The following is a 22333-nucleotide window of genomic DNA, read 5'->3' as shown; positions in this document are numbered from 1 at the left end:
TCAACCCTCCCGGCTTTCGAAGTCGATGCGCGGATCGACCAGGGTGTAGGTGAGATCGCCGATCAGTTTCACGACCAGTCCCAGCAAGGTGAAGATGAAGAGGGTGCCGAAGACCACGGGGTAGTCGCGGTTCAGGGCCGACTCGAAGCTCAGGAGGCCCAGGCCGTCGAGGGAGAAGATCACCTCGATCAGCAGCGAGCCGGTGAAGAAGATACCGATGAAGGCCGCCGGGAAGCCGGCGATGATCAGCAGCATGGCATTGCGGAACACATGGCCGTAAAGCACGCGGTTCTCTGACAGGCCCTTGGCGCGGGCGGTGATCACGTACTGCTTGTTGATCTCATCGAGGAAGCTGTTCTTGGTCAGCAGGGTGAGGGTGGCGAAGTTGCCGATCACCAGGGCGGTCACCGGCAGTGCCAGGTGCCAGAAATAGTCGAGGATCTTGCCGATGAGGCTCAGCTCGTCGAAGTTGTTCGAGGTGAGGCCGCGTAGCGGGAACCAGTCGAAGTAGCTGCCGCCAGCGAAGAGCACGATCAGCAGGATGGCGAAGAGGAACGCCGGGATGGCGTAGCCGACGATGATCGCCGTGCTGCTCCAGACGTCGAAGGCGCTGCCGTGGCGCACGGCCTTGGCGATTCCCAGTGGAATGGACACCAGGTACATGATCAGGGTGCTCCACAACCCGAGGGAGATGGACACCGGCAGCTTTTCGATGATCAGGTCGATGACCTTGGCGTCGCGGAAGAAACTGCTGCCGAAGTCCAGCTTCAGGTAGTTGCTGATCATCAGCCAGAAGCGCTCCGGCGCCGGCTTGTCGAAGCCGTACATCTTCTCGATCTCGGCCACCAGTTCCGGGTCCAGGCCCTGGGCGCCGCGGTAGTTGGAGCCCGCCGTGGCGACTTCGGCGCCGCCGCCGGAAATGCGTCCGGTGGCTCCCCCGGCGGCGGCATCGAAGCCTTCCAGCTTGGCGATCATCTGCTCCACCGGGCCGCCAGGGGCGGCCTGGATGATGATGAAGTTGATCAGCAGGATGCCGAACAGGGTGGGAATGATCAGGAGCAGTCGACGCAGTATGTAGGCGAGCATTTACTGGCTATCCGGCTCGGAAGTGGAGGGCTCGGACTGGCTAGCAGCTTCCGTGCCGGGTTTCTGCCACCAGGTCATCAGGCCGAAGTCATACAGCGGCGTGGTCGGCGGGCGCTGGAAATGGTTCCAGTAGGCCACGCGGTAGGTATCCACGTAGTAGTTGGGTACCACGTAGTGGCCCCAGAGCAGCACGCGGTCGAGGGCGCGGGCGTGCTCCACCAGGCTTTGCCGCGAGTCGGCGCGGATCAGGCCTTCGACCAGCTTGTCGATGGCCGGGTCGCGCAGGCCGATGAAGTTGCGACTGCCGGCGCTGTCGGCGCTGCGCGAATGCCAGAACTCCATCTGCTCGTTGCCGGGCGAGTTGGATTGGCCCCAGGTGGCCGGGATCATGTCGAAATCCCGCGAGCGCAGGCGGTTGATGTACTGGGACACGTCCACCCGGCGGATGGTCAGTTCGATACCCAGTTCCGCCAGGTTGCGCTTGAACGGCAGGACCACCCGCTCCAGGTTGGCCTGGGCGATCAGGAACTCGAAGGCCAGCGGATTGCCGTCCGGGCCGACCATCCTGTCGTTCTCGATCTTGTAGCCGGCCTCCGTCAGCAACTGGTAGGCGCGGCGCTTCTGCTCGCGAATGATGCCGCTGCCGTCGGTGACCGGCGGCTTGAAGACCTGGGTGAAGACTTCCGGCGGCACCTGGTCGCGCAGAGGCTCGAGAATCTTCAGCTCGGCTTCGCTGGGCAATTCGTGAGCGGCCATTTCCGAGTTTTCGAAGTAGCTGCTGGTGCGCTTGTAGGAGCTGAAGAACAGCTGCTTGTTGGCCCACTCGAAGTCGAACAGCTGGGCGATGGCTTCGCGCACCCGGCGGTCCTGAAACAGCGGCCGGCGGATGTTGAAGGCGAAGCCCTGCATACCGGTGGGGTTATGGTTGGGGAGGGCTTCCTTGATGATCTTGCCTTCGCGCAGGGCAGGGCTATCGTAGCCGGTGGCCCAATCCTTGGCGGAGTATTCCAGGTTGAAGTCGAACTGGCCGGCCTTGAAGGCTTCCAGGGACACCGACATGTCGCGGTAGTAGTCCACCGTGATGGCATCGAAGTTGTAGTAGCCGCGGGTCACCGGCAGATCCTTGGCCCACCAGTCCTTGTCCCGCTCGTAGCGGATCGAACGGCCTGCATCCACCTTGGCGATTCGGTAGGGGCCGCTGCCCAACGGTGGCTCCAGGTTGGTCTTGCTAAAGTCCCGGCCTTCCCACCAGTGCTTGGGCAGCACCTGGATCTGGCCGAGAATCAGCGGCAGTTCGCGGTTGCCCGTGTGCTTGAAATCGAAGCGCACGCGCCGTTGGTCTTCGGCTTCCACCTTGGCCACGTCGGCATAGTAGTGGCGGTACATGGGGTCGCCGTGTTCGACCAGGGTGTTGAAAGTGAAGATCACGTCATCCGCCGTCACCGGCTGGCCGTCGTGGAAGCGCGCCTTGGGGTTCAGGTAGAAGCGCACGTAGCTGTTGTCGGGCGCCTTTTCGATTTTCTCCGCCAGCAGGCCGTATTCGGTGAAGGGCTCGTCAGGGGAGTGAAAGGTCAGGCTGTCGTAGATCAGGCCGAGCTGGTCGGCCGAGTTGCCGCGAGGAATGAAGGGGTTGAGGCTGTCGAAGCCGCCGACACCAGCCAGGCGCAGCACGCCGCCTTTGGGGGCGTCCGGGTTGACCCAGGAGAAATGCGTGAAGTCGACGGGGTACTTGGCGGGCTCGTCGTAGAGGGTGATGGCGTATTTCGGCTCGGCCAGGGCGAGGCCGGCGAGGGACAGCAGCAGGGCGCCACAGCCGTGCAGGCAGACGGTGCGCAGCGTTTTTCTCATCGGGCGTTCTCCGTGGGCTTCAGCCACCAGGCGCGCAGGCCCAGGGTGTAGGGCGGCGTGGTGACGAAGGCGAACCGGTTGCGGTACGCCAGGCGGTGATAGTTGATGAACCAGTTGGGGATGCTGTAGTGCTCCCACAGCAGGGTGCGGTCGAGGGCCCGTGCGGCGGCCAGTTGCGCGTCGCGGTTCTGGGCGCCGAGCAGCTTTTCGATCATCTCGTCGGCCACCGGGTTGGCGACGCCGGCGTAGTTCTTGCTGCCCTTCACGTTCACCTGGCTGGAGTGGAAGTAGAGGTACTGCTCCAGCCCGGGGCTCAAGGTCTGTGGCAGGGTCATCAGGATCATGTCGTAGTCGAAGTGGTCCAGGCGCTGCTTGTACTGGGCGCGGTCCACGGTACGCAGGCTGACGTCGATGCCGATGCCGGCGAGGTTCTCGCGGTAGGGCTGGAGGATGCGCTCAAGGTTCGGGTTGACCAGCAGAATCTCGAATTGCAGCGGTTGGCCACGGCTGTTCACCAGGCGCTGGCCGGACAGCTTCCAGCCAGCCTCGGCCAATAGACCGAGGGCGCGGCGAAGGGTTTCCCGCGGGATGCCACGGCCTTCGGTGGTGGGCATCTGGAACGGCTGCGTGAACAGCGCCTCCGGCAATTCCTTGCGGTGCGGAGAGAGCAGCAGCCACTCGTGGCCCTCGGGTTTGCCCACTGCGCTGAACTCGCTGTTCGGGTAGTAGCTGGTGGCGCGCATGTAGGCGTTGTTGAACAGGGTGCGGTTGGTCCATTCGAAGTCGAACATCAGCCCCATGGCCTCGCGCACCCGGCGGTCCTGGAAGACGGCGTGGCGGCTGTTCATGAACAGCGCCTGGGTCTGGGTCGGAATCTGGTGCGGAATCTCGGCGCGGATCACCTCGCCACGGGCGATGGCGGGAAAGCGATAGCCGTTGGCCCAGTTCTTCGCCTGGTGCTCGATGTAGAAATCGAATTCGCCGGCCTTGAAGGCTTCGAAGGCGACGTTGCTGTCCCGGTAGAACTCCACCTCGACGCGGTCGAAGTTGTATTTGCCCCTATTGGCCGGCAGATCCTGGCCCCACCAATCCGCGACCCGCTCGAACACCAGGCTACGCCCTGGCCGTACCTGGGTGATGCGATAGGGGCCGCTGCCCAGGGGTGGTTCGAAGGTGGTGGCCTTGAAGTCGCGGTCCTTCCAGTAATGTTGGGGCAGCACCGGCAACTCGCCGAGGCGCAGGATCAGCAGCGGATTGCCGGCGCGTTTGAGCACGAAGCGGATGCGATGGCGGTTGAGGATATCGACCCGCTTCACTTCCCGCAGGCTGGTGCGGTACTGCGGGTGACCGTGCCTGGCCAGGGTGCGGTAGGAAAAGGCCACGTCGTAGGCGGTGATCGGTTGGCCGTCGTGGAAGCGGGCTTCCTTGCGCAGGTTGAACACGACCCAACTGCGGTCTTCGCTGTATTCGACGCTTCTGGCGATCAGTCCGTAGCTGGAGGCCGGCTCGTCGCCTGAGGGGTCGTATTGGCCAGTCCCCACCATCAGCGGCTCGTTCAGTTCGGTCACGCCATACTGCAGGAAGTTGGGCGTGGCCACCGGGCTGGTGCCTTTGAAGGTGTACGGGTTGAGGGTGTCGAAGGTGCCGAAGGCCATGAGCCGCAGGGTGCCGCCCTTGGGCGCACTGGGGTTGGTCCAGTCGAAATGATCGAAGTTGGCGGGGTACTTGAGGGTGCCGAACTGCGCATAGCCGTGGCTTTCGATCAGGCTGGCGAAGCAGGGTTGAGCCAGCAGGCCGATAAGCATGAAAGCAAGGCGACGCATCAGGTGGGGGTCCGGTCCATGGCTATTGTGTCGGGCATCTGGACGCTGGCCTCGCGGGCGGATTAAGTGCGGGCATCGGGCCGGCGAAATCGTGTCGGGAGTCACGCGCCACGGGTGTCGGCGGTGACGGCTGGCAAGTACAGTAACAGCTTGTACCGGCAAGAAAAAAGGGCCAGCCTGCGGCTAGCTGGCCAGCATGCTGGCCACCCTCCGGAAAATTGCGCAGAGGTGCCGATCTTGGGTGAACGCAGCCATGGTTTGCAGTCATGGATCGACCGGCTCAACGAGGCCGAACTACCCGCTCTGGCCTCGGTGGTGCAGGACTTGCACCTGATGGCCCAACAGGACAAGTCTTCGGTGCAGCAGCTCGCGGATGTGCTGCTGCGCGACGCCTCCCTGACCTCCAAGGTGCTGAAGGTCGCCAACAGCGTCTATTACAACCCCACCCAGGAGGCCATCCGCACCATCTCCCGCGCCATCGTGCTGATCGGCTTTGAGAACGTGCGCCTGATCGGCCTTTCGGTGAGCCTGATCGACAGCCTGCTGGCCCGGGGCCCGCGCGAGCAGTTGCCGGAACTCCTGGCGCGCTCCTTCCATGCCGCGGTGCAGGCCCGCAACATCGCCGGCTACCTGTTGGCGCGCAGCCAGGAAGAGGTGTTCATCGCTGCGCTGTTGCACAACCTGGGTGAACTGGCGTTCTGGGGGTGCGGTGGCGAGCAGGCTGACGAATTGGCCACCCTGCTGGCGCAGCCCGGCGTGGAAGAGGAACAGGCGGTACGTGAGGTGCTGGGGACCAGCTTTCGCCAACTGACCCAGGGCTTGGTGCGCAGTTGGAACCTGGGGGAGCTGGCGAGCCTGGCCCATGCCGGCCCGGCCCAGGGCGACCCGGCGGTGAAGGCGGTGAGCCTGGGGGTGCGTATCAGTGAGTCGGCCCTGCAGGGGTGGGATTCCCCTGCCATGAACCAATGGGTGGAGCAATTGGCCGGCCTGGTCGGACTCAGTCGGGAAGACGCCCTGCAACAGGTGCTGGCCAGTGCCGACGAGGCGGTCAAGGTGGCGATGACCTTCGGTGCCAGCAAGCTCTGCCATCTGATTCCACACACCGACCCGGAGCAGATCCGCCTGCAGCGCGAGCAGCGTCAGGCGAAACTGCTGCAGCCGAACCTGCAGGTGATGCAGCAGGCGCTGCAGGAGCTGGGGATGCTCGTATCGCGCAAGGCGGAGATCAATCTGGTGCTGGACACCTTGCTGCAGGGCCTGCACCAGGGGGCCGGACTGGAGCGGGTGATGGTCGCGGTGCTGACCGACCAGCGCAGCCGCTTCACGGTCCGCCGGGTCGCGGGGGAGGGCTGTGAGCGCTGGCTGGATGGATTCGCCTTGCCGGCCAACCTGCCGGAACAGCCCAATCTCTTCAGCTATGTGCTGCGCACCCGCGAGACCCTGTGGATGGGCGTTCCCGCCAGCTACAGCCTGAACGATCTGGTGACACGACCGATGCGCGAGTGGCTGGGGCAGGGGATGTTCTTCATCGCGCCGCTGCTGGCCGGCAAGCGTGAGATCGGCGTGATCTACGCCGATGGCCGGGTTTCCGGGAGGGCGCTCAGGCACGAGCAGTTCGTGGCGTTTCAGCGTTTCGCCCAGGCGGCGGGGCGCTGTCTGGAGGCCATGGCGCAGAAGCCCCAGGGCTAGATACAGGTTGGCGCCGAGCGCAGCGAAGCCCAACGCCGGAGGGGCCAGTCGATACGAGACTGGGTATCGCCGTTCATATCCCCCAGCGGAGTCAGCCTGGGGCCACGGTGGCGGATCGATGAGGCGTGATCAGCGCCGACGCTGCATCCAATCGCAGCGGCCGGCGATTCCGGTCAGGGCAGGTAGAGGGTGAGGGTCTGGCCTGGTTTCAGGCCGCCACCGCTGCGCGGGTTCCAGCGCTGCAGGTGCTTCATCTCGACGTTGAAGCGCTTGGCGATCAGATAGAGGGAGTCGCCCTGCTTGACCTTGTAGTAGGTCACCGACTCACGGCTCTCGCCCTTGCCGGCATGGGCGACCTGGGTGGCGGCGCCCTGCAGTTTCAGGACCTGGCCGGACTTGAGGTGATTGCCCTTGAGCCCGTTCCAGCGCTTGAGGTCCTGGACGTCGACCTTGTACTGGCGGGCGATGCTCCAGAGGTTGTCGCCGCGCTTCACCCGGTGGCTGCGCGTGGCTGCCGGCGCGGGGGCGTTGCTGGCGGCGACATTCTGGAACAGCGGCTGGTCGGGCTTCAGGCCGGGCTCCACCGGAATGCTCAGTTGCTGGCCCACGCGCAGGTGGTTGCCAGAAAGGCCGTTGATTTCCTTCAGGGTCTTGACCGTCACGTGATACCGGTTGGCGATGCCGTGCAGGCTGTCGCCGTTGCGGACCCGGTACTGCTGCCAATCCACCAGTTCCTGGGGCTTCATCAGCGCGAGGTTGGCGGTCAGCAGCTCGGCCTTGTCGGTGGGCACCAGTAGATGCTGGGGGCCATCCAAGGTGATGCGCTTCTTGAAGGCCGGATTGAGCTGGTACATCTCGTCGGCGTCCATGTCCGCCATTTCGGCGACGCGGGACAGATTCAGACGCTGTTGCTTGACCTCCACCACCTCGAAGTAGGGTTCGTTGGCGATGGGGTTGAGGTTCACGCCATAGGCTTCTGGCGCCATCACCAATTGCGACAGGGCCAGTAGTTTGGGGACGTAGTCCTGGGTTTCCTGGGGCAGCGGCAGGTTCCAGTAGTCGGTCGGCAGGCCGAGCTTCTGGTTACGCTCGATGGCCCGGCTGACAGTGCCCTCGCCGGCGTTGTAGGCGGCCAGCGCCAGCAGCCAGTCGCCGTTGAACATCTCGTGCAGGCGCTCCAGGTAGTTCAGCGCGGCGTTGGTGGACGCGGTGATGTCGCGGCGACCGTCGTACCAGTTGGTCTGGCGCAGGTTGAAGTAGCGGCCGGTGGAGGGGATGAACTGCCAGATGCCTACGGCGTGGCTGCGTGAGTAGGCGAAGGGGTTGTAGGCGCTTTCCACCACCGGCAGCAGGGCCAGCTCCAGGGGCATGTTGCGCTCTTCCAGGCGTTCCACCACGTAATGGATATAGAGGCTGCCGCGCTCGCTGGCGCTTTCCAGGAAGGAGGGTTTGCTCACGTACCAGAGGCGCTGGCGCTCGATGCGCGGGTTGACGCCGATCTCGCCCTGCAGTTTGAAGCCATCGCGCATGCGTTCCCAGATGTCCTGGGGCTCGCGCTCGGCTTCGGCTTCTTCCAGCCACTGGGCCTGTTGCTGCATGCCCAGCGCGCGATCGGTGTCCCGGCCCTGGTCATCGTCCTTCTGTCCCGTGGCGGAACAGCCGGCGAGCGTGGCGGCGCATACCACCACAAGCGCGCGTGCGGCTCGTGCCAATGCATCCAGGTCGAGGGTTTTGATCGGCGAAGACAACATTGGCTGTGAGGTTTTTTCCGGCAAAAAAGTCCGGCGATTCTAGAAATCGACCTACGGCTGGTCAAGTTTTCACCAGCCGTCCACCGCCCGATGGGTGATTCAGAACTGGTCTTTCCAGGCTCGCAAAGTCGCGAATACCTCTGCTGGCGTAGGGTTATCCCGACCGGTCCGCTCGTCGGCCATTTGTTTAACGGATGTTTCGGTTACCCGCAGGAAGGGGTTGGTGGCCAGTTCCAGGCCGATGGTCGACGGCAGGCTGATACCGCCTTGCTCGCGCAGCCGGGTGACCTCGTCGAATCGCTTGGACGTGGCGCGGTTGCCGGGTTCCACCGCCTTGGCGAAGCGCAGGTTGCCGAGGGTGTATTCGTGGGTGCAGTAGACCGAGGTGGCCGCTGGCAGCGCCGCCAGCCGGCTGAGGGAGTGGTGCATTTGCTCCGGGGTGCCTTCGAACAGGCGACCGCAACCGGCGGCGAACAGGGTGTCGCCGCAGAACAGAAGAGGACGCTGGGCATCGGCATGGAAATAGGCGATATGGCCCAGGGTGTGGCCCGGGACTTCGATCACCCTGAACGCCAGGCCCAGCACCTGGACGTGGTCGCCTTCGCCCAGGGCCAGGTCGCGGGCTGGGATCTTTTCCTGCGCCGGGCCCAGCACGCGGGCACCACAGGCTTCCTTCAGCCGCGCCACGCCTCCGACATGGTCGTGATGGTGGTGGGTGACCAGGATGTCGGTCAGCTGCCAGCCCGGATGGGCTTCTAGCCAGGCCAGCACGGGCGCCGCGTCGCCGGGGTCGACCACGGCGCAGTGGCGGGATGCGCTGTCCTGCAGCAGCCAGAGGTAGTTGTCGGAGAAGGCGGGGAGGGCGTCGATCTGGATCATGAAGGGAGTCGCCAAGCGATGAGCAATGGAGCATCTTAGGGCTCTCACGCAGGAGATTGCCATGACCGAGAAAGCATTCGCCCAAGCCGATGCCGACTGGCTGGAGCTGATCAGCGGGGCGCGTTCCTGGTTTTCAGGGCCGCTGGGCGGCCTGATGTTGTTCGAGGAACAGCGTTTGCTGCAGGACGAACTGGCACGTTATTTCGGCGGCTACCTGGTGCATTACGGTCCCCGCGCGGAATTACCGCCCGGCGCCAGGCAGATCCAGCGCAGCGTGCACCTGGGCGCGCCCCTGCCGGGGGTGGAGATCGCCTGCGAGGAAGCTGCCTGGCCGCTGAGCGAACACGCCGCCGATGTGGTGGTGCTGCAGCATGGCCTGGATTTCTGTCTGTCGCCCCACAGCCTGCTGCGCGAGGCCGCCCGCAGCGTGCGCCCCGGCGGGCATCTGATCATAGTCGGGGTCAACCCCTGGAGCGCCTGGGGCGTGCGCCACTACTTTGCCGGTGACGCCCTGCGCCAGGCTCGCTGCATTTCGCCGGCGCGGGTCAGCGACTGGCTCAACCTGCTGGGCTTCGCGCTGGAGAAACGTCGCTTCGGGTGCTATCGTCCGCCGCTCGCTTCGGCCGCCTGGCAGTCCCGCCTGGCGCGACTGGAGCGCTGGGGCGCAGCGGGACAGGGGGTCGGTGCGGGCTTCTATCTATTGGTGGCGCGCAAGCTGGTGATCGGCCTGCGACCCCTGCGTCAGTCCCGGCGTGAGCCCGTGGGCAAACTGGTTCCCATGCCGGTGGCCAAGGTCAGCCGGTGCGATTCGAAACACGAGGCATAAGTGAGCGATCTGGTCGAGATCTATACCGACGGCGCCTGCAAGGGCAATCCCGGTCCCGGCGGTTGGGGCGCCCTGCTGGTCTACAAGGGCGCAGAGCGCGAACTCTGGGGCGGCGAGCGCGACACCACTAACAACCGCATGGAGCTGATGGCCGCCATCATGGGGCTGGTCGCGCTCAAGCGTCCCTGTGAGGTGAAGATCATCACCGACTCCCAGTACGTGATGCAGGGCATCACCGAATGGATGCCCAACTGGAAGAAACGCGGCTGGAAGACCGCCGCCAAGCAGCCGGTGAAGAATGCCGACCTCTGGCAGGCCCTGGACGAGCAGGTGGGCCGACACAGCGTGCGCTGGCAATGGGTGCGCGGCCACACCGGCCATCCCGGCAACGAACGCGCCGACCAGTTGGCCAACCGGGGTGTCGCCGAACTCGGCGCCCGCTAGAATTTCGCCGCAATCGCGGCAATCTCCTTCATAGGTCCTGAACATGCGTTACGTCGTACTGGATACGGAAACCACCGGCATGCCGGTCACCGATGGCCACCGGGTCATCGAGATCGGCTGCGTCGAACTGGAAGGCCGGCGCCTGACCGGCCGTCATTTCCATGTCTACCTGCAACCCGATCGCGAGGTGGATGAAGGCGCCATCGCAGTGCACGGCATCACCAACGAGTTCCTGGTGGGCAAGCCGCGCTTCAAGGACGTCGCCGACGAATTCTTCGAGTTCATCAAGGGCGCCGAACTGATCATCCACAACGCGGCGTTCGACGTCGGCTTCATCAACAACGAGTTCGCCCTGCTGGGGCAGACCGAGCGCAGCGACGTCACCGAGTACTGCACGGTCCTCGACACCCTGCTGATGGCCCGCGAGCGTCACCCGGGCCAGCGCAACAGCCTGGATGCCCTGTGCAAGCGCTACGACGTCGACAACTCCAACCGCGAGCTGCACGGCGCACTGCTCGACGCCGAGATTCTTGCCGACGTCTACCTGGCGATGACCGGTGGCCAGACCAACCTGTCCCTGGCCGGGGAGGGGGGCGATGGCGGCAGTGGCCGGCCCCAGGCGTCGCCGATCCGCCGCCTGCCAGCCGATCGTGTGCGCGGCCGGGTGATCCGTGCCAGCGAAGAGGAACTGGCGGCCCATGCCTCGCGCCTGGCGGCCATCGAGAAGTCTGCCGGTGCGCCGGCGCTGTGGACGCAGATGGACACCCCGCCGGCTTCCTGATTGCGACCATTACGTACAGCCGGCGGCCGCGGGGGTACCGCCCCCGTGATCGAGCTTCTACCCTGAGGGCATAGGCGGGCCGGCCCGCCCCTCAGGGAGCCACAATGTATAAAGAGCTCAAGTTCCCCGTCCTCATCGTCCATCGCGATATCAAGGCCGACACCGTCGCCGGCGACCGGGTGCGCAGCATCGCCCGGGAGCTGGAGCAAGACGGCTTTACCATCCTGTCCACCGCCAGTTCCGCCGAAGGTCGTATCGTCGCCTCCACTCACCACGGCCTCGCCTGCATCCTGGTCGCCGCCGAAGGCGCCGGGGAAAACCAGCGGCTGCTGCAGGACATGGTGGAGCTGATCCGCGTGGCCCGGGTTCGCGCACCGCAACTGCCGATCTTCGCCCTGGGCGAGCAGGTGACCATCGAGAACGCGCCGGCCGAGGCCATGGCCGACCTCAACCAGCTGCGCGGTCTGCTCTACCTCTACGAGGACACCGTGCCTTTCCTCGCCCGCCAGGTGGCCCGGGCCGCTCGCGGTTACCTGGAGGGGCTGCTGCCGCCGTTCTTCCGTGCCCTGGTGGAGCACACCGCGCAGTCCAACTATTCCTGGCACACGCCGGGCCACGGTGGCGGCGTGGCCTATCGCAAGAGCCCGGTGGGGCAGGCGTTCCATCAGTTCTTCGGCGAGAACACGCTGCGCTCGGACTTGTCGGTATCGGTACCGGAACTGGGTTCGTTGCTGGATCACACCGGCCCGCTGGCCGAGGCCGAGGCGCGGGCCGCACAGAATTTCGGCGCCGACCACACCTTCTTCGTGATCAACGGCACGTCCACCGCCAACAAGATCGTCTGGCATTCCATGGTCGGTCGCGACGATCTGGTGCTGGTGGACCGCAACTGCCACAAGTCCATCGTCCATTCGATCATCATGACCGGCGCCATCCCGCTGTACCTGACGCCGGAGCGCAACGAACTGGGCATCATCGGGCCGATTCCCCTGAGCGAATTCAGCCGCGCGTCGATCCAGGCCAAGATCGATGCCAGCCCCCTGGCCAAGGGGCGTGAGCCCAGGGTCAAGCTGGCGGTGGTGACCAACTCCACCTATGACGGCCTCTGCTACAACGCCGAACTGATCAAGCAGGCCCTGGGCGACTCGGTGGACGTGCTGCACTTCGACGAGGCCTGGTATGCCTACGCCGCCTTCCACGAGTTCTACGCCGGGCGCTACGGCATGTGCACGCGCCGCGAGGCGCATTCCCCCCTGGTATTCACCACCCACTCCACGCACAAACTGCTGGCGGCCTTCAGCCAGGCGTCGATGATCCATGTGCAGGATGGCGGAGCGCGCCAACTGGACCGTCACCGCTTCAACGAAGCCTTCATGATGCACATCTCCACCTCGCCCCAGTACGGCATCATTGCCTCGCTGGACGTGGCTTCGGCCATGATGGAAGGCCCGGCCGGGCGTTCGCTGATCCAGGAAACCTTCGACGAGGCGCTGCGCTTCCGCCGGGCGCTGGCGAATGTCTGGCAGACCCTGGCGACCGACGACTGGTGGTTCGATATCTGGGAACCGCCGTTGGTAGAGGGGGCCGACGCCGTGACCACGGATGACTGGTTGCTGCGACCCGGCGCGGACTGGCACGGTTTTGGCGAGGTGGCGGACGACTACGTACTGCTCGACCCGATCAAGGTCACGCTGGTGACGCCGGGGCTGGCCGCGGACGGCAAGCTGGGGGAGCGCGGCATTCCGGCGGCGGTGGTCAGCAAGTTTCTCTGGGAGCGCGGGCTGGTGGTGGAGAAGACCGGCCTTTATTCCTTCCTGGTGCTGTTCTCCATGGGAATCACCAAAGGCAAGTGGAGCACGCTGCTCACCGAATTGCTGGAGTTCAAGCGCGGTTACGATGCCAACCAGCCCCTGGCCGAAGCGCTGCCCTCGATCGCCGCCGCCCATGCCGCGCGCTATGCCGGCATGGGCCTGCGCGACCTCTGCGATGCACTGCACGCCTGCTACCGCAACAACGCCACGCCCAAGGCATTGCGGCGCATGTACACCAAGCTGCCGGGCCTGGCGCTGAAACCGGCCGACGCCTACGACAAGCTGGTGCGCGGCGAGGTGGAGGCGGTGCCGCTGGACAAGCTGCAGGGGCGCATCGCCGCGGTGATGCTGGTGCCCTATCCGCCGGGCATCCCGCTGATCATGCCGGGTGAACGCTTCACGGCGGAAACCCGGGCGATCATCGACTATCTGGAATTCGCCCGTACGTTCGACATCAGTTTCCCCGGCTTCGATATCGATGTGCATGGCCTGACCTGTCAGGAAAGTCCTACGGGTCGCTGCTATACCGTGGATTGCATCAGGGAATAAACCGGCCGGCGGGGGACACGATGGCGACAGCGGATCGGGCGAAGTCGCGCGGCAGCATGGGGTTCTGGACCTGCACCGCCCTGGTGGTGGGCAACATGATTGGTTCAGGGGTGTTCCTGCTGCCTTCCAGCCTCGCCGCCTACGGGGGCCTCAGCCTGTTCGGCTGGCTGATTTCCAGCACCGGGGCGGTGATCCTGGCCCTGACCTTTGCCCGCCTGGCGCGGCTCAGCCCGTCGGCCGGCGGCCCTTATGCCTACACCCGCGACGGCTTTGGCAATTTCGCCGGCTACCTCTGCGCCTGGACCTACTGGAAGGCGGCGTGGATCGGCAACGCCGCGATCTCCGTGACCCTGGTGGGTTACCTGCAAGTGTTCATTCCGGCGCTGCGTGACCCGGTGCTGATGGTGTCCACCGCCATTGGCGCCATCTGGCTCTGTACCCTGATCAATCTGCGCGGCATCGGCGCGTTCGGCCTGGCGCAGAACCTGCTTACGGTACTCAAGCTGGTGCCGCTGCTGCTGGTGGGGGTGCTCGGCTGGTTCTCCTTCAATCCCGAGCACTTGCGCATTCCCGAGGTGAGTGAGCTTCCCCGGGGCGTGGGTGGCTACGCCCAGGCCATCGCCACCACGGCGGCGCTGACCCTCTGGTCCTTCATCGGCCTGGAGTCGGCCACGGTCCCGGCGGACCATGTCGACGACCCGCAGCGCACCATTCCCCGTGCCACGGTGTTCGGCACCCTGGTGGCGGCCGGCGTGTACATGTTGTCCATCACCGCCGTGCAGGGCGTGTTGCCGCCCGAGGTCCTGACGCGCTCCACTGCGCCATTCGCCGACGCGGCACGTGTACTGGTCGGGGAGTGGGGCTACCACCTGGTGGCGGGGGGCGCGGTGATTGCTTGTCTCGGTGCGCTCAACGGCTGGGTGCTGCTGCAGGGACAGATTCCCTTGGCCACCGCCCGTGACGGGCTGCTGCCGGAATCCTTCGCGAAGACCAACAAGCACGACGTGCCGGCCCACGGCCTGCTGGTGTCCGGCGTGCTGGTCACTGCGCTGGTGCTGGTGGATGGGCAAGGCGACCTGGTGGATGTGTTCAACGTGATCATCCTGCTCGGCACCATGACCGGCGTGGTCCCCTATGCCTTCTGCACCGCCGCGCTGCTCCAGCAACTGGCGGTGAAGCCCGGCAATTTCTCCGAAGGCGAGCGCGGCAGGCTGGTGGCCATCGGCGTGCTGGGCTTCATCTACTCCATCTGGGCGCTGTACGGCACCGGCGAGGAGGCCATCTTCTGGGGCTTCCTCGTGTTGATGGCCGGCATTCCGCTCTACACCTGGCGCCAGTGGCGTAACCGGGTGCAGGCGGAAACCATCGTCAAAGCCAATGGCTGACGCCCCACCAGCCGAGCGCACCCATCACGAGGGTATAAGGCAGCGCCATCCACACCATGCGCCCGTAGGACAGGCGCACCAGCGGCGCGATGGAGGAGGTGAGCAGGAAGAGGAAGGCCGCCTGGCCGTTCGGGGTGGCTACGCTGGGCAGGTTGGTACCGGTGTTGATGGCCACCGCCAGGGTGTCGAAGTGTTCGCGGGTCATGTCCCCGGCGTCGAGCGCATTCTTCACTTCGGTGATGTAGATGGTGGCGACGAAGACGTTGTCGCTGATGGCCGAGAGCAGTCCGTTGGCGATGAACAGCATGCCCGGCTGCTGGTCCGTCGGCAGCGCCAGCACGGCGTGGATGATCGGGGTGAACAGGTGCTGTTGCTGGATGACCGCGACCACCGCGAAGAAGGCCACCAGCAGTGCGGTGAAGGGCATGGCGTCCTGGAAGGCGCGGCCGATCTGGTGCTCGTCGGTGATGCCGCTGAAGCTGGTGATCAGCACGATCACCAGCAGGCCGATAAGCCCCACTTCGGCGACGTGCAGGGCCAGGCTGACGATGAGGATCAGCGCCGCCGCGCCTTGCACCAGCAGCGCCATGCGCTGGAACGGGGTGCGCTGGGCGTTTTCTTCCCGGGCGAAATCGGCCAGGACCTGGCGTACGCTGTCCGGCAGCTCGGCGCCATAGCCGAACCAGCGGACCTTCTCCAGCAGCGCGCAGGTCAGCAGGCCGGCCGCCAGTACCGGCAGGGACACCGGCGCCATCTTGAGGAAGAAGTCCTTGAAGTGCCAGCCGGCCTCGTGGCCGATCAGCAGGTTCTGCGGCTCGCCCACCAGGGTGCAGACTCCGCCCAGGGCCGTGCCCACGGCGGCATGCATCAGCAGGCTGCGCAGGAAGGCGCGGAAGGTCTCCAGGTCCTCGCGGTGCAGGTGGATGACCTCGTGGTCCGAGTCATGGCTATGGTCATCGCTTGCGCCCTTGCCGGAGGCGACCCGGTGGTACACGGCATAAAAGCCCAGGGCGACGCTGATGATCACGGCGGTCACCGTCAGGGCATCGAGAAAGGCCGAGAGAAAGGCCGCCAGCAAGCAGAACATCAGGGACAGCAGGGACTTGCTGCGTAAACCGAGCAACAGGCGGGAGAACAGCAGGAGCAGCAGGTCTTTCATGAAGTAGATGCCCGCCACCATGAACATCAGCAGCAGGAGCACCGGGAAGTTGTGCTCGAGCTCCTTGTATACCGCCTCGGGCGTCGCCAGCCCGAGCAGCAGGGCCTCCACGACCAGCAGGCCACCCGGCAGCAGCGGATGGCACTTGAGCGCCATGGCCAGGGTGAAGATGAACTCGCCCACCAGCAACCAGGCGCACACGACCGGCCCGAGCGTCCAGAGCAGCAGTGGGTTCAGCACCAGGAACGCGATGATCGCCAGCTTGTACCAGTGGGGCGAATTGCCGAGAAAGTTGCGGCCGAGGGCTGCAGCGGACGAGACGGGCATCGAGGTGATCCTTGGATTTCTAGTTGTTGGAAGGCGCAGGGAAATTGCCAGTCCGGTCGCGGCAGATCAAGTGCCCGCGCCGGCTTTTCCGTGTGAAGTGGCAATTGCATGGCGTGGCCTGCGTCACAGTGGGCGCCATCGACATTTACTTCGTGCTTGTTATAGTTGCCGGGCTTCCTGAATACCCTTCCTTCTATGGCGCACGCCGAGGACCGACCCGTGCCTGATTACAAAGCCTTCCGCGTAGAGTTGGCAGACAAGATCGCCCATGTGCAGATCAACCGTCCCGAGAAGATCAACGCGATGAATGCCGATTTCTGGAAAGAAATCATCGAGATCTTCCGCGATATCGAGGACAACGACGAAGTACGGGTCGTGGTGCTTTCGGGCGCCGGCAAGCATTTCTCCTCCGGCATCGACCTGATGATGCTGGCTTCGGTCGGCGCGCAGCTAGGCCCGGACGCAGGGCGCAATGCGCGCACCCTGCGGCGCAAGATCCTCGAGCTGCAGGCCTCCTTCAATGCCGTCGACAGCTGCAGCAAGCCGGTGATCGCGGCCATCCAGGGCTATTGCCTGGGCGGCGCCATCGACCTCATTTCGGCCTGCGACATGCGTTATTGCACGCAGGATGCGCAGTTCTCCATCAAGGAGATCGACATCGGCATGGCCGCCGACGTCGGCACCCTGCAGCGCCTGCCACGCATCATCGGCGATGGCATGATGCGCGAACTGGCCTACACCGGCCGCACCCTCGACGGCGCTGAGGCACAGCGCCTCGGCCTGGTGAACCGTACCTATGCCGATCAGGACGCCCTGCTCGATGGGGTGTTCGGCATTGCCCATCAGATCGCCGCCAAGTCGCCCATCGCGGTGCGTGGCACCAAGGAAATGATCCGCTACATGCGCGACCACCGAGTGGACGACGGTCTTGAGTACGTCGCCACCTGGAACGCCTCGATGCTGCAGTCGGCCGACCTGCGCGTAGCCATGGCCGCCCATATGAGCAAACAGAAGCCCGAGTTCGCAGACTGATGCGTTACCGCACATTTGCGCGGGAGGCGCACTGAGGCATGGTCACTGGAGTCACTTCGCTGGGGCTGGTGCGCGACGAACTGTTCGCCACCATGGAGCAGGCTGAACAGAGCCTCGAACACTTCATCGCCGAGCGTCAGAACGGCAGCCTGCTGCAGCAGGCGGTGGAAGCCATGCACCAGGTGCGTGGCACCCTCAATCTGATCGAGCTGACCGGGGCCGAGCTGCTGGCCCAGGAGTTGCTGGACCAGGCCACCGACATTCCGGCCGGCGCTGGCGAGGAGCGTGACGTCCAGCTGGCGGCCCTGAGCAACGCCCTGCACGTGCTGCGCCGCTACCTGGAAAACCTCGACCTGCATCGTCAGGAAATGCCTGAACTGCTGCTTCCGGCGATCAACGACCTGCGCCAGGCCGGCGGCCAGTCGCCACTGCCGGAGAGCTATTTCTTCGGTGTTCGCCTGGACCAGACCCGCCAGGTCGCGGCGGCGTCCCGTTTGCCGGAGGGCCTCGACGCCGATGCCCTGGCCCGGCGTTTCCGCCAGGCCTACCAGCAGGGCCTGCTCGGTTTCCTGCGCGGGCAGAAGGTGCCCAGCGCCCTGCGCACGATGGAGCGCGCCCTGGGCGGACTCGAGCGGCTGTTCGCCGGGCAGCCCCGCGGCCGCCTGTGCTGGATCGGCGCTGCGGCCATCGAGTCGCAGCTGGACGGTCAACTGTTGGCGCGCAAGTCGCGCAAGCAACTGTTCTCGCGCCTGGACCGCGAACTCAAGTTGCTGCTGGCCAACGCCGCCTACGAGGCGCCGCGTAGCCTGCAGAAGGAGCTCCTCTACCTGGTGGCGCTGGCCGATAGCCGGGGCGCGCGTTCGCGCGAGGTGCGCGAAGTCTTCGGCATGACCGCGCTGCCCTTCACCGACCAACTGCTGGAGCAGGAGTACCAGCGCCTGTCCGGTCCCGGGCAGGCGGTGATGCGCTCGCTGTCTTCGGCGATTTTCGAAGAGCTGAACGGCGTCAAGGACCTGATCGACTTGATCGAGCGGGGGACGGCGCCCACTGAGTCCTACGAGAATCTCTGCAGCCTGCTGGGCAAACTGGCCAAGACCCTGGTCATGGTCGGCCTGAATTCCCCGGGCAACGCCCTGCAGGCGCAGCTGCCGATGGTGGCCGCGTGGAGCGCCGCCGCGCCGGTGGAGGCTGGCGAGTTGCTCAGGCTCGCCGATGCAGTGCTTTATGTGGAAAGCATGGTGGCCGGTCTCGACAGCGGCGCACGCCGTGGCGCGCGGCAGGCGGCCGAGCCGGGGCACGAGGCGGAGTCCTTCGCCAATCACCAGTTGGCCGAGGCGCGCATCGTGGTGCTGGACGAAGCCCAGGCGGGCCTGGCCCTGGCCAAGCGCGCCATCACCGCCTACCTGGAGTCCAACGGTGACAAGCTGCACCTGGCCAACGTGCCGGTGAGCCTGCAGGCCGTCCGTGGCGGGCTTTGGTTCCTTGGCCAGGAACGCGCTGCGGGCCTTGTCGGTGCCTGTGGCGAGTACATCCAGCAGCAGATGCTGGAAACGTCCCTGATGCCCTCGGAACAGATGCTGGAGACCCTGGCGGATGCCCTGACCAGCCTCGAGTACTACCTCGAAGGCGGTGCCGGCCTGCGGCGCGGCTTCCAGACCGACGTGCTCGACCTGGCGGCCAATAGCGTACGGGCCCTCGGCCTGCCGGTGGCGGCCTGAGATGGCTGGCCCACGCTGGCAGCCCGGCCTGCTGGATGTCGCCACGCCTGGCGGCTGGGCCGTGGCCCATTGCCGCCAGCAATTCCTCGCCGACAGCAACGGCGTGCTCTTCCCGCGGGAGTGGCTGAAGCGCCAGGAGCTGCCGCTGCTGGCCGAACATGGCATCGGCCGTTTCGATGGCGACGCCATCTACCTACTGGAGCTGGCCCAGCCGGCCGAGGTAGCGGGCTGCTGCTGGCAGGGATTGCGCCAGGTAATGCTGCAGGGTGACGCGGACATCTTCCGCATGCTGGGCTACGCCAGCCAGATCGGCACCTGGGCCGACCAGCATCGCTTCTGCGGCAGCTGCGGCCAGCGTATGGAACCCGTACCCGGCGAGCGCGCTATGCGGTGCCCGAGCTGCGACGTCCACCACTACCCAAGGCTGTCGCCGAGCATGATCGTGCTGGTCAGCCGTGGCGATGAGTTGCTGCTGGCGCGTTCGCCGCGCTTCGTCAGTGGCGTCTACAGCACCCTGGCGGGTTTCGTCGAACCGGGCGAGTCGGTGGAAGCCTGCGTCGCCCGCGAAGTGCGGGAAGAGGTGGGCGTGGAGATCGGCAACATTCAGTACATCGCCAGCCAGAACTGGCCGTTCCCGCACTCCCTGATGCTCGGTTTCCATGCCGAATACCGCAGCGGAGACATCGTCCCCCAGCCGGGCGAGATCGAAGACGCCCGCTGGTTCCCGGTGGATGCGCTGCCGCCCTTGCCGGCGCAGCGCTCCATCGCGCGCTACCTCATCGACCTCTACGTGGCACGCCGCCTCGGCCTAGCCGATCCAGTGTTGCCAGACTAGGCGCGCGGTCAGCGCCAGCACCACCAGGATGAACACCGGGCGGATGAACTTGGCCCCGCCCTGGATGGCCGTGCGCGCGCCGAGGAAGGCGCCGGCCATCAATGCCAGCCCCATGCTGATGCCCAGGGCCCAGGCCACCTGGCCGGCGGCGATGAACACCGCCAGGGCCATGGCGTTGCTGACGAAGTTCATGCTGCGGGCGACGCCGCTGGCACGCACCAGGTCCAGGGGGTAGAGGAGGAGGCCGCTGACGGTCCAGAAGGCCCCGGTGCCGGGACCGGCGACTCCGTCGTAGAAGCCCAGGCCCAGCCCTTGCGGCCACTGGCGGCCACGGGAGATCGGGGCGTCCTGGCTGTGGGCCACGTCCGGCGTCTTGCCGAACAGCAGGTACAGGCCGCAACCGAAGACCACCACCGGCAGCATCTGGTTGAGCCACTCCGCCGGCAGCCAGTGGGCGATCACCGCGCCCAGGGCCGCGCCTACGGCGGTGGCGATCAGCGCATTGCGCCATTTCGACGGCTCGAACAGCTTGCGCCGGTAGAAGGTGTAGCTGGCGGTGGCCGAGCCGAAGGTCGCGCACAGTTTGTTGGTGCCCAGCACCAGATGCGGCGGCAGGCCGGCGGTGAGCAGGGCGGGGATGGTCAGCAGGCCACCACCGCCGGCGATGGCGTCGATGAATCCGGCGAGAAAGGCAACGGCGGCCAGAATGGCCAGGGTGGCGGGATCGACCGCCAGCTCGAAGGGGATCGGCATGGAAAACGAGGTCCGTGTCTACAACTGCCGCGTGGCTTGTGGCTGCGGCGGGGGGAGTTGCGCATAATGCCGGCATTTTCACGCATAAGGAATGGGCTCCATGCAGTATGACGGTCTGGCCTGGGCGACCGCCCTGCTGGCATTGCTGATCGCGGTGGTGGCGGGACGCATCCTCTTCGATCGCAGTTGGTTTCTCGGCTGGCTGCGGGGCACCTGCGGCCTGGTGTTCCTCGCCCTGGCGCTGCTGGTGGCGTTGGTGGCCCGGGACCTGTGGAGCTACGGCGAACTACCGGAAGAGAAGCCGCTGGTGACCCTGAGCTTCAAGTCCGTTGGTCCGCAGAGCTATCAGGTGACCCTGCTGGAGGGTGGCAGCGAGCGCGTGGTGTTGCTGGATGGCGATCTCTGGCAGCTGGATGCGCGGCTGTTCAGGTGGAAGGGGCTCGGCGAGCTGCTTGGCCTGCAGCCGGGCTATCGCCTGGAGCGTCTTTCCGGCCGCTTCCTGGCCATCGAGCAGCAGGCCCTTGCCCAGCATCCCAGCGCGCAACTGGCGGCAAGCCCCTATGGTGTCGATCTCTGGCGCTGGCTGCGGCTGGCCCAGCGCGACTTCTTCCTCTTCGCGCCCGAGGCGCAGCGCGTGACTTACCTGCCCATGGCCGATGGCGCAGCCTACTCGGTGAGCCTGTCGCCCACCGGCCTGTTGGCGCAACCGTTGAACCAGTTGGCCAAGGAATCCCTCAAGGATTGGCGCTGATTCCAGCACGTCGCTTTGTGGGAGATTCATTCGCGAATGAATCCGCTCCCACAGAAACTAAAAAGGGAGCCCAAAGGCTCCCTTTTCATTGGGCGGCGATGCTCAGGAGAGGAAGCCGCCGTCCACGTTCAATGCCACGCCGGTTGTATAGCTGGAGGCGTCGCTGGCGAGGTAGAGCACGGCACCGGCCATTTCGCTCGGGTCGGCCACGCGCTTGAGCGGGATGCGCTGCAGGGCGATGTTGCGGATGGCGTCGTTCTTCACCAGGGCCGAGGCGAACTTGGTGTCGGTCAGGCCTGGCAGCAGGGCGTTGCAGCGGATGCCGAACTGCGCGCATTCCTTGGCGAAGACCTTGGTCATGCTGATCACCGCGGCCTTGGTCACGGAGTAGATGCCCTGGAATTCGCCCGGGGAAACGCCGTTGATGGACGCGACGTTGATGATGTTGCCGCCGCCGTTCTGCTTCATCAGCTTGCCGCCTTCGACGGACATGAAGTAGTAGCCGCGAATGTTGACGTCCACGGTTTTCTGGAAGGCCGACAGATCGGTTTCCAGGACGTTGCAGAACTGCGGGTTGGTGGCGGCGTTGTTGACCAGGATGTCCAAACGGCCGAACTGCTCGCGGATCTGGGCGAACACGCTCTGGATCTGTTCCATCTCGCCGATGTGGCAGGCGATGGCGGTGGCCTTGCCGCCATCCGCGATGATGGCGTCGGCCACGGCCTGACAGCCTTCGATCTTGCGGCTGGACACGATCACATGGGCGCCTTGCTGGGCCAGCAGCTTGGCGATGGCTTCGCCGATGCCGCGGCTGGCGCCGGAAACGAAGGCGATCTTGCCGTCGAGGTCGAACAGGTTGGTCTTGGACATGGGATTCCCCTTGTTG

18 protein-coding genes are annotated in these 22333 nt (G+C 65.4%); 10 read left to right on the top strand and 8 right to left on the bottom strand.

Features of this window, described 5'->3' with window-relative positions:
* The 3 genes from PJW05_RS17200 to PJW05_RS17190 are packed head-to-tail and all read right to left on the bottom strand — an operon-like array spanning window position 1 to window position 4757.
* Window positions 1-1086 (bottom strand): microcin C ABC transporter permease YejB, encoded by a 1086-nt coding sequence (locus PJW05_RS17200; protein WP_271408190.1) that lies wholly within the window; start codon window positions 1084-1086, stop codon window positions 1-3.
* The gene (locus PJW05_RS17195) at window positions 1087-2934 is read right to left on the bottom strand and encodes an extracellular solute-binding protein (protein ID WP_271408189.1); all 1848 of its coding nucleotides are present in this window, start codon (window positions 2932-2934) and stop codon (window positions 1087-1089) included.
* Window positions 2931-4757 carry an extracellular solute-binding protein gene (locus PJW05_RS17190; protein ID WP_271408188.1) on the bottom strand — a complete coding sequence of 609 codons (1827 nt, stop codon included), beginning with the start codon at window positions 4755-4757 and terminating at the stop codon, window positions 2931-2933. The genes PJW05_RS17195 and PJW05_RS17190 overlap by 4 nt, the downstream gene beginning before the upstream one ends.
* Before the next feature lie 237 nt (window positions 4758-4994).
* On the opposite strand from PJW05_RS17190, the gene PJW05_RS17185 reads away from it, so the two are divergent.
* Window positions 4995-6446, top strand: a complete 1452-nt coding sequence (locus PJW05_RS17185; RefSeq protein ID WP_271408187.1) for an HDOD domain-containing protein — start codon at window positions 4995-4997, stop codon at window positions 6444-6446.
* 173 nt (window positions 6447-6619) lie between these two features.
* Here PJW05_RS17185 and PJW05_RS17180 read toward each other — a convergent pair whose 3' ends face one another.
* Together PJW05_RS17180 and gloB are read right to left on the bottom strand one after the other, a co-directional pair.
* Window positions 6620-8197, bottom strand: a complete 1578-nt coding sequence (locus tag PJW05_RS17180; protein WP_271408186.1) for a LysM peptidoglycan-binding domain-containing protein — start codon at window positions 8195-8197, stop codon at window positions 6620-6622.
* Between the two features lie 99 nt (window positions 8198-8296).
* Window positions 8297-9076, bottom strand: a complete 780-nt coding sequence (gene gloB, locus PJW05_RS17175; protein ID WP_271408185.1) for a hydroxyacylglutathione hydrolase — start codon at window positions 9074-9076, stop codon at window positions 8297-8299.
* 61 nt (window positions 9077-9137) lie between these two features.
* Here gloB and PJW05_RS17170 point away from each other — a divergent pair, with 61 nt between their 5' ends.
* From PJW05_RS17170 to PJW05_RS17150, 5 genes are all read left to right on the top strand, one after another.
* A complete protein-coding gene (locus tag PJW05_RS17170) occupies window positions 9138-9902 on the top strand; it encodes a methyltransferase domain-containing protein (RefSeq protein WP_271408184.1) in 765 nt (254 codons plus the stop codon).
* Window positions 9903-10346, top strand: a complete 444-nt coding sequence (gene rnhA / locus PJW05_RS17165) for a ribonuclease HI (protein ID WP_271408183.1) — start codon at window positions 9903-9905, stop codon at window positions 10344-10346. It abuts the gene before it with no gap.
* A gap of 43 nt (window positions 10347-10389) precedes the next feature.
* Window positions 10390-11127, top strand: coding sequence for a DNA polymerase III subunit epsilon (dnaQ, locus tag PJW05_RS17160; protein WP_271408182.1), 738 nt, complete (start codon window positions 10390-10392; stop codon window positions 11125-11127).
* Between the two features lie 104 nt (window positions 11128-11231).
* Window positions 11232-13487 carry an arginine/lysine/ornithine decarboxylase gene (locus PJW05_RS17155; RefSeq protein WP_271408181.1) on the top strand — a complete coding sequence of 752 codons (2256 nt, stop codon included), beginning with the start codon at window positions 11232-11234 and terminating at the stop codon, window positions 13485-13487.
* Window positions 13488-13507: 20 nt separating this feature from the next.
* The gene (locus tag PJW05_RS17150) at window positions 13508-14872 is read left to right on the top strand and encodes an amino acid permease (protein ID WP_271408180.1); all 1365 of its coding nucleotides are present in this window, start codon (window positions 13508-13510) and stop codon (window positions 14870-14872) included.
* Here PJW05_RS17150 and nhaB read toward each other — a convergent pair.
* On the bottom strand, window positions 14856-16358 hold the full coding sequence (gene nhaB / locus PJW05_RS17145) for a sodium/proton antiporter NhaB (RefSeq protein ID WP_271408179.1): 1503 nt from the start codon (window positions 16356-16358) through the stop codon (window positions 14856-14858). The genes PJW05_RS17150 and nhaB overlap by 17 nt on opposite strands.
* A 219-nt stretch (window positions 16359-16577) precedes the next feature.
* On the opposite strand from nhaB, the gene PJW05_RS17140 reads away from it, so the two are divergent.
* Genes PJW05_RS17140 through nudC form a run of 3 tightly spaced genes read left to right on the top strand, consistent with a single transcriptional unit; the run spans window position 16578 to window position 19943 of the window.
* Window positions 16578-17390, top strand: a complete 813-nt coding sequence (locus PJW05_RS17140) for a crotonase/enoyl-CoA hydratase family protein (RefSeq protein WP_271408178.1) — start codon at window positions 16578-16580, stop codon at window positions 17388-17390.
* A gap of 38 nt (window positions 17391-17428) precedes the next feature.
* The gene (locus tag PJW05_RS17135; protein WP_271408177.1) at window positions 17429-19108 is read left to right on the top strand and encodes a ferrous iron transporter B; all 1680 of its coding nucleotides are present in this window, start codon (window positions 17429-17431) and stop codon (window positions 19106-19108) included.
* A 1-nt stretch (window position 19109) separates the two neighbouring features.
* Window positions 19110-19943, top strand: coding sequence for an NAD(+) diphosphatase (gene nudC, locus PJW05_RS17130; RefSeq protein ID WP_271408176.1), 834 nt, complete (start codon window positions 19110-19112; stop codon window positions 19941-19943).
* Here the strand turns inward: nudC and PJW05_RS17125 are convergent.
* Window positions 19917-20690 carry a TSUP family transporter gene (locus PJW05_RS17125; protein ID WP_271412245.1) on the bottom strand — a complete coding sequence of 258 codons (774 nt, stop codon included), beginning with the start codon at window positions 20688-20690 and terminating at the stop codon, window positions 19917-19919. The genes nudC and PJW05_RS17125 overlap by 27 nt on opposite strands.
* 106 nt (window positions 20691-20796) lie before the next feature.
* On the opposite strand from PJW05_RS17125, the gene PJW05_RS17120 reads away from it, so the two are divergent.
* Window positions 20797-21447: a hypothetical protein gene (locus PJW05_RS17120; protein WP_271408175.1), complete on the top strand. Its 651-nt coding sequence runs from the start codon at window positions 20797-20799 to the stop codon at window positions 21445-21447.
* A 102-nt stretch (window positions 21448-21549) separates the two neighbouring features.
* On the opposite strand, the gene PJW05_RS17115 is transcribed toward PJW05_RS17120, so the two are convergent.
* A complete protein-coding gene (locus PJW05_RS17115; protein ID WP_271408174.1) occupies window positions 21550-22317 on the bottom strand; it encodes an SDR family oxidoreductase in 768 nt (255 codons plus the stop codon).
* Window positions 22318-22333: the final 16 nt, after the last annotated feature.

This window comes from Pseudomonas sp. Q1-7, assembly GCF_028010285.1.
In the GTDB taxonomy this organism is placed as follows: Bacteria; Pseudomonadota; Gammaproteobacteria; order Pseudomonadales; family Pseudomonadaceae; genus Metapseudomonas.
The sequence above is the reverse complement of the archived record's forward strand: the minus strand, read 5'-3'. Positions and strand labels throughout refer to the sequence as shown.

Coding starts and splice junctions, on each gene's coding strand:
- PJW05_RS17155 (WP_271408181.1), top strand. CDS start 11,232: ATGTATAAAGAGCTCAAGTTCCCCGTCCTCATCGTCCATCGCGATATC.
- PJW05_RS17120 (WP_271408175.1), top strand. CDS start 20,797: ATGCAGTATGACGGTCTGGCCTGGGCGACCGCCCTGCTGGCATTGCTG.
- PJW05_RS17170 (WP_271408184.1), top strand. CDS start 9,138: ATGACCGAGAAAGCATTCGCCCAAGCCGATGCCGACTGGCTGGAGCTG.
- PJW05_RS17195 (WP_271408189.1), bottom strand. CDS start 2,934: ATGAGAAAAACGCTGCGCACCGTCTGCCTGCACGGCTGTGGCGCCCTG.
- gloB (WP_271408185.1), bottom strand. CDS start 9,076: ATGATCCAGATCGACGCCCTCCCCGCCTTCTCCGACAACTACCTCTGG.
- dnaQ (WP_271408182.1), top strand. CDS start 10,390: ATGCGTTACGTCGTACTGGATACGGAAACCACCGGCATGCCGGTCACC.
- PJW05_RS17150 (WP_271408180.1), top strand. CDS start 13,508: ATGGCGACAGCGGATCGGGCGAAGTCGCGCGGCAGCATGGGGTTCTGG.
- PJW05_RS17135 (WP_271408177.1), top strand. CDS start 17,429: ATGGTCACTGGAGTCACTTCGCTGGGGCTGGTGCGCGACGAACTGTTC.
- PJW05_RS17180 (WP_271408186.1), bottom strand. CDS start 8,197: ATGTTGTCTTCGCCGATCAAAACCCTCGACCTGGATGCATTGGCACGA.
- nudC (WP_271408176.1), top strand. CDS start 19,110: ATGGCTGGCCCACGCTGGCAGCCCGGCCTGCTGGATGTCGCCACGCCT.
- PJW05_RS17200 (WP_271408190.1), bottom strand. CDS start 1,086: ATGCTCGCCTACATACTGCGTCGACTGCTCCTGATCATTCCCACCCTG.
- nhaB (WP_271408179.1), bottom strand. CDS start 16,358: ATGCCCGTCTCGTCCGCTGCAGCCCTCGGCCGCAACTTTCTCGGCAAT.
- PJW05_RS17190 (WP_271408188.1), bottom strand. CDS start 4,757: ATGCGTCGCCTTGCTTTCATGCTTATCGGCCTGCTGGCTCAACCCTGC.
- PJW05_RS17115 (WP_271408174.1), bottom strand. CDS start 22,317: ATGTCCAAGACCAACCTGTTCGACCTCGACGGCAAGATCGCCTTCGTT.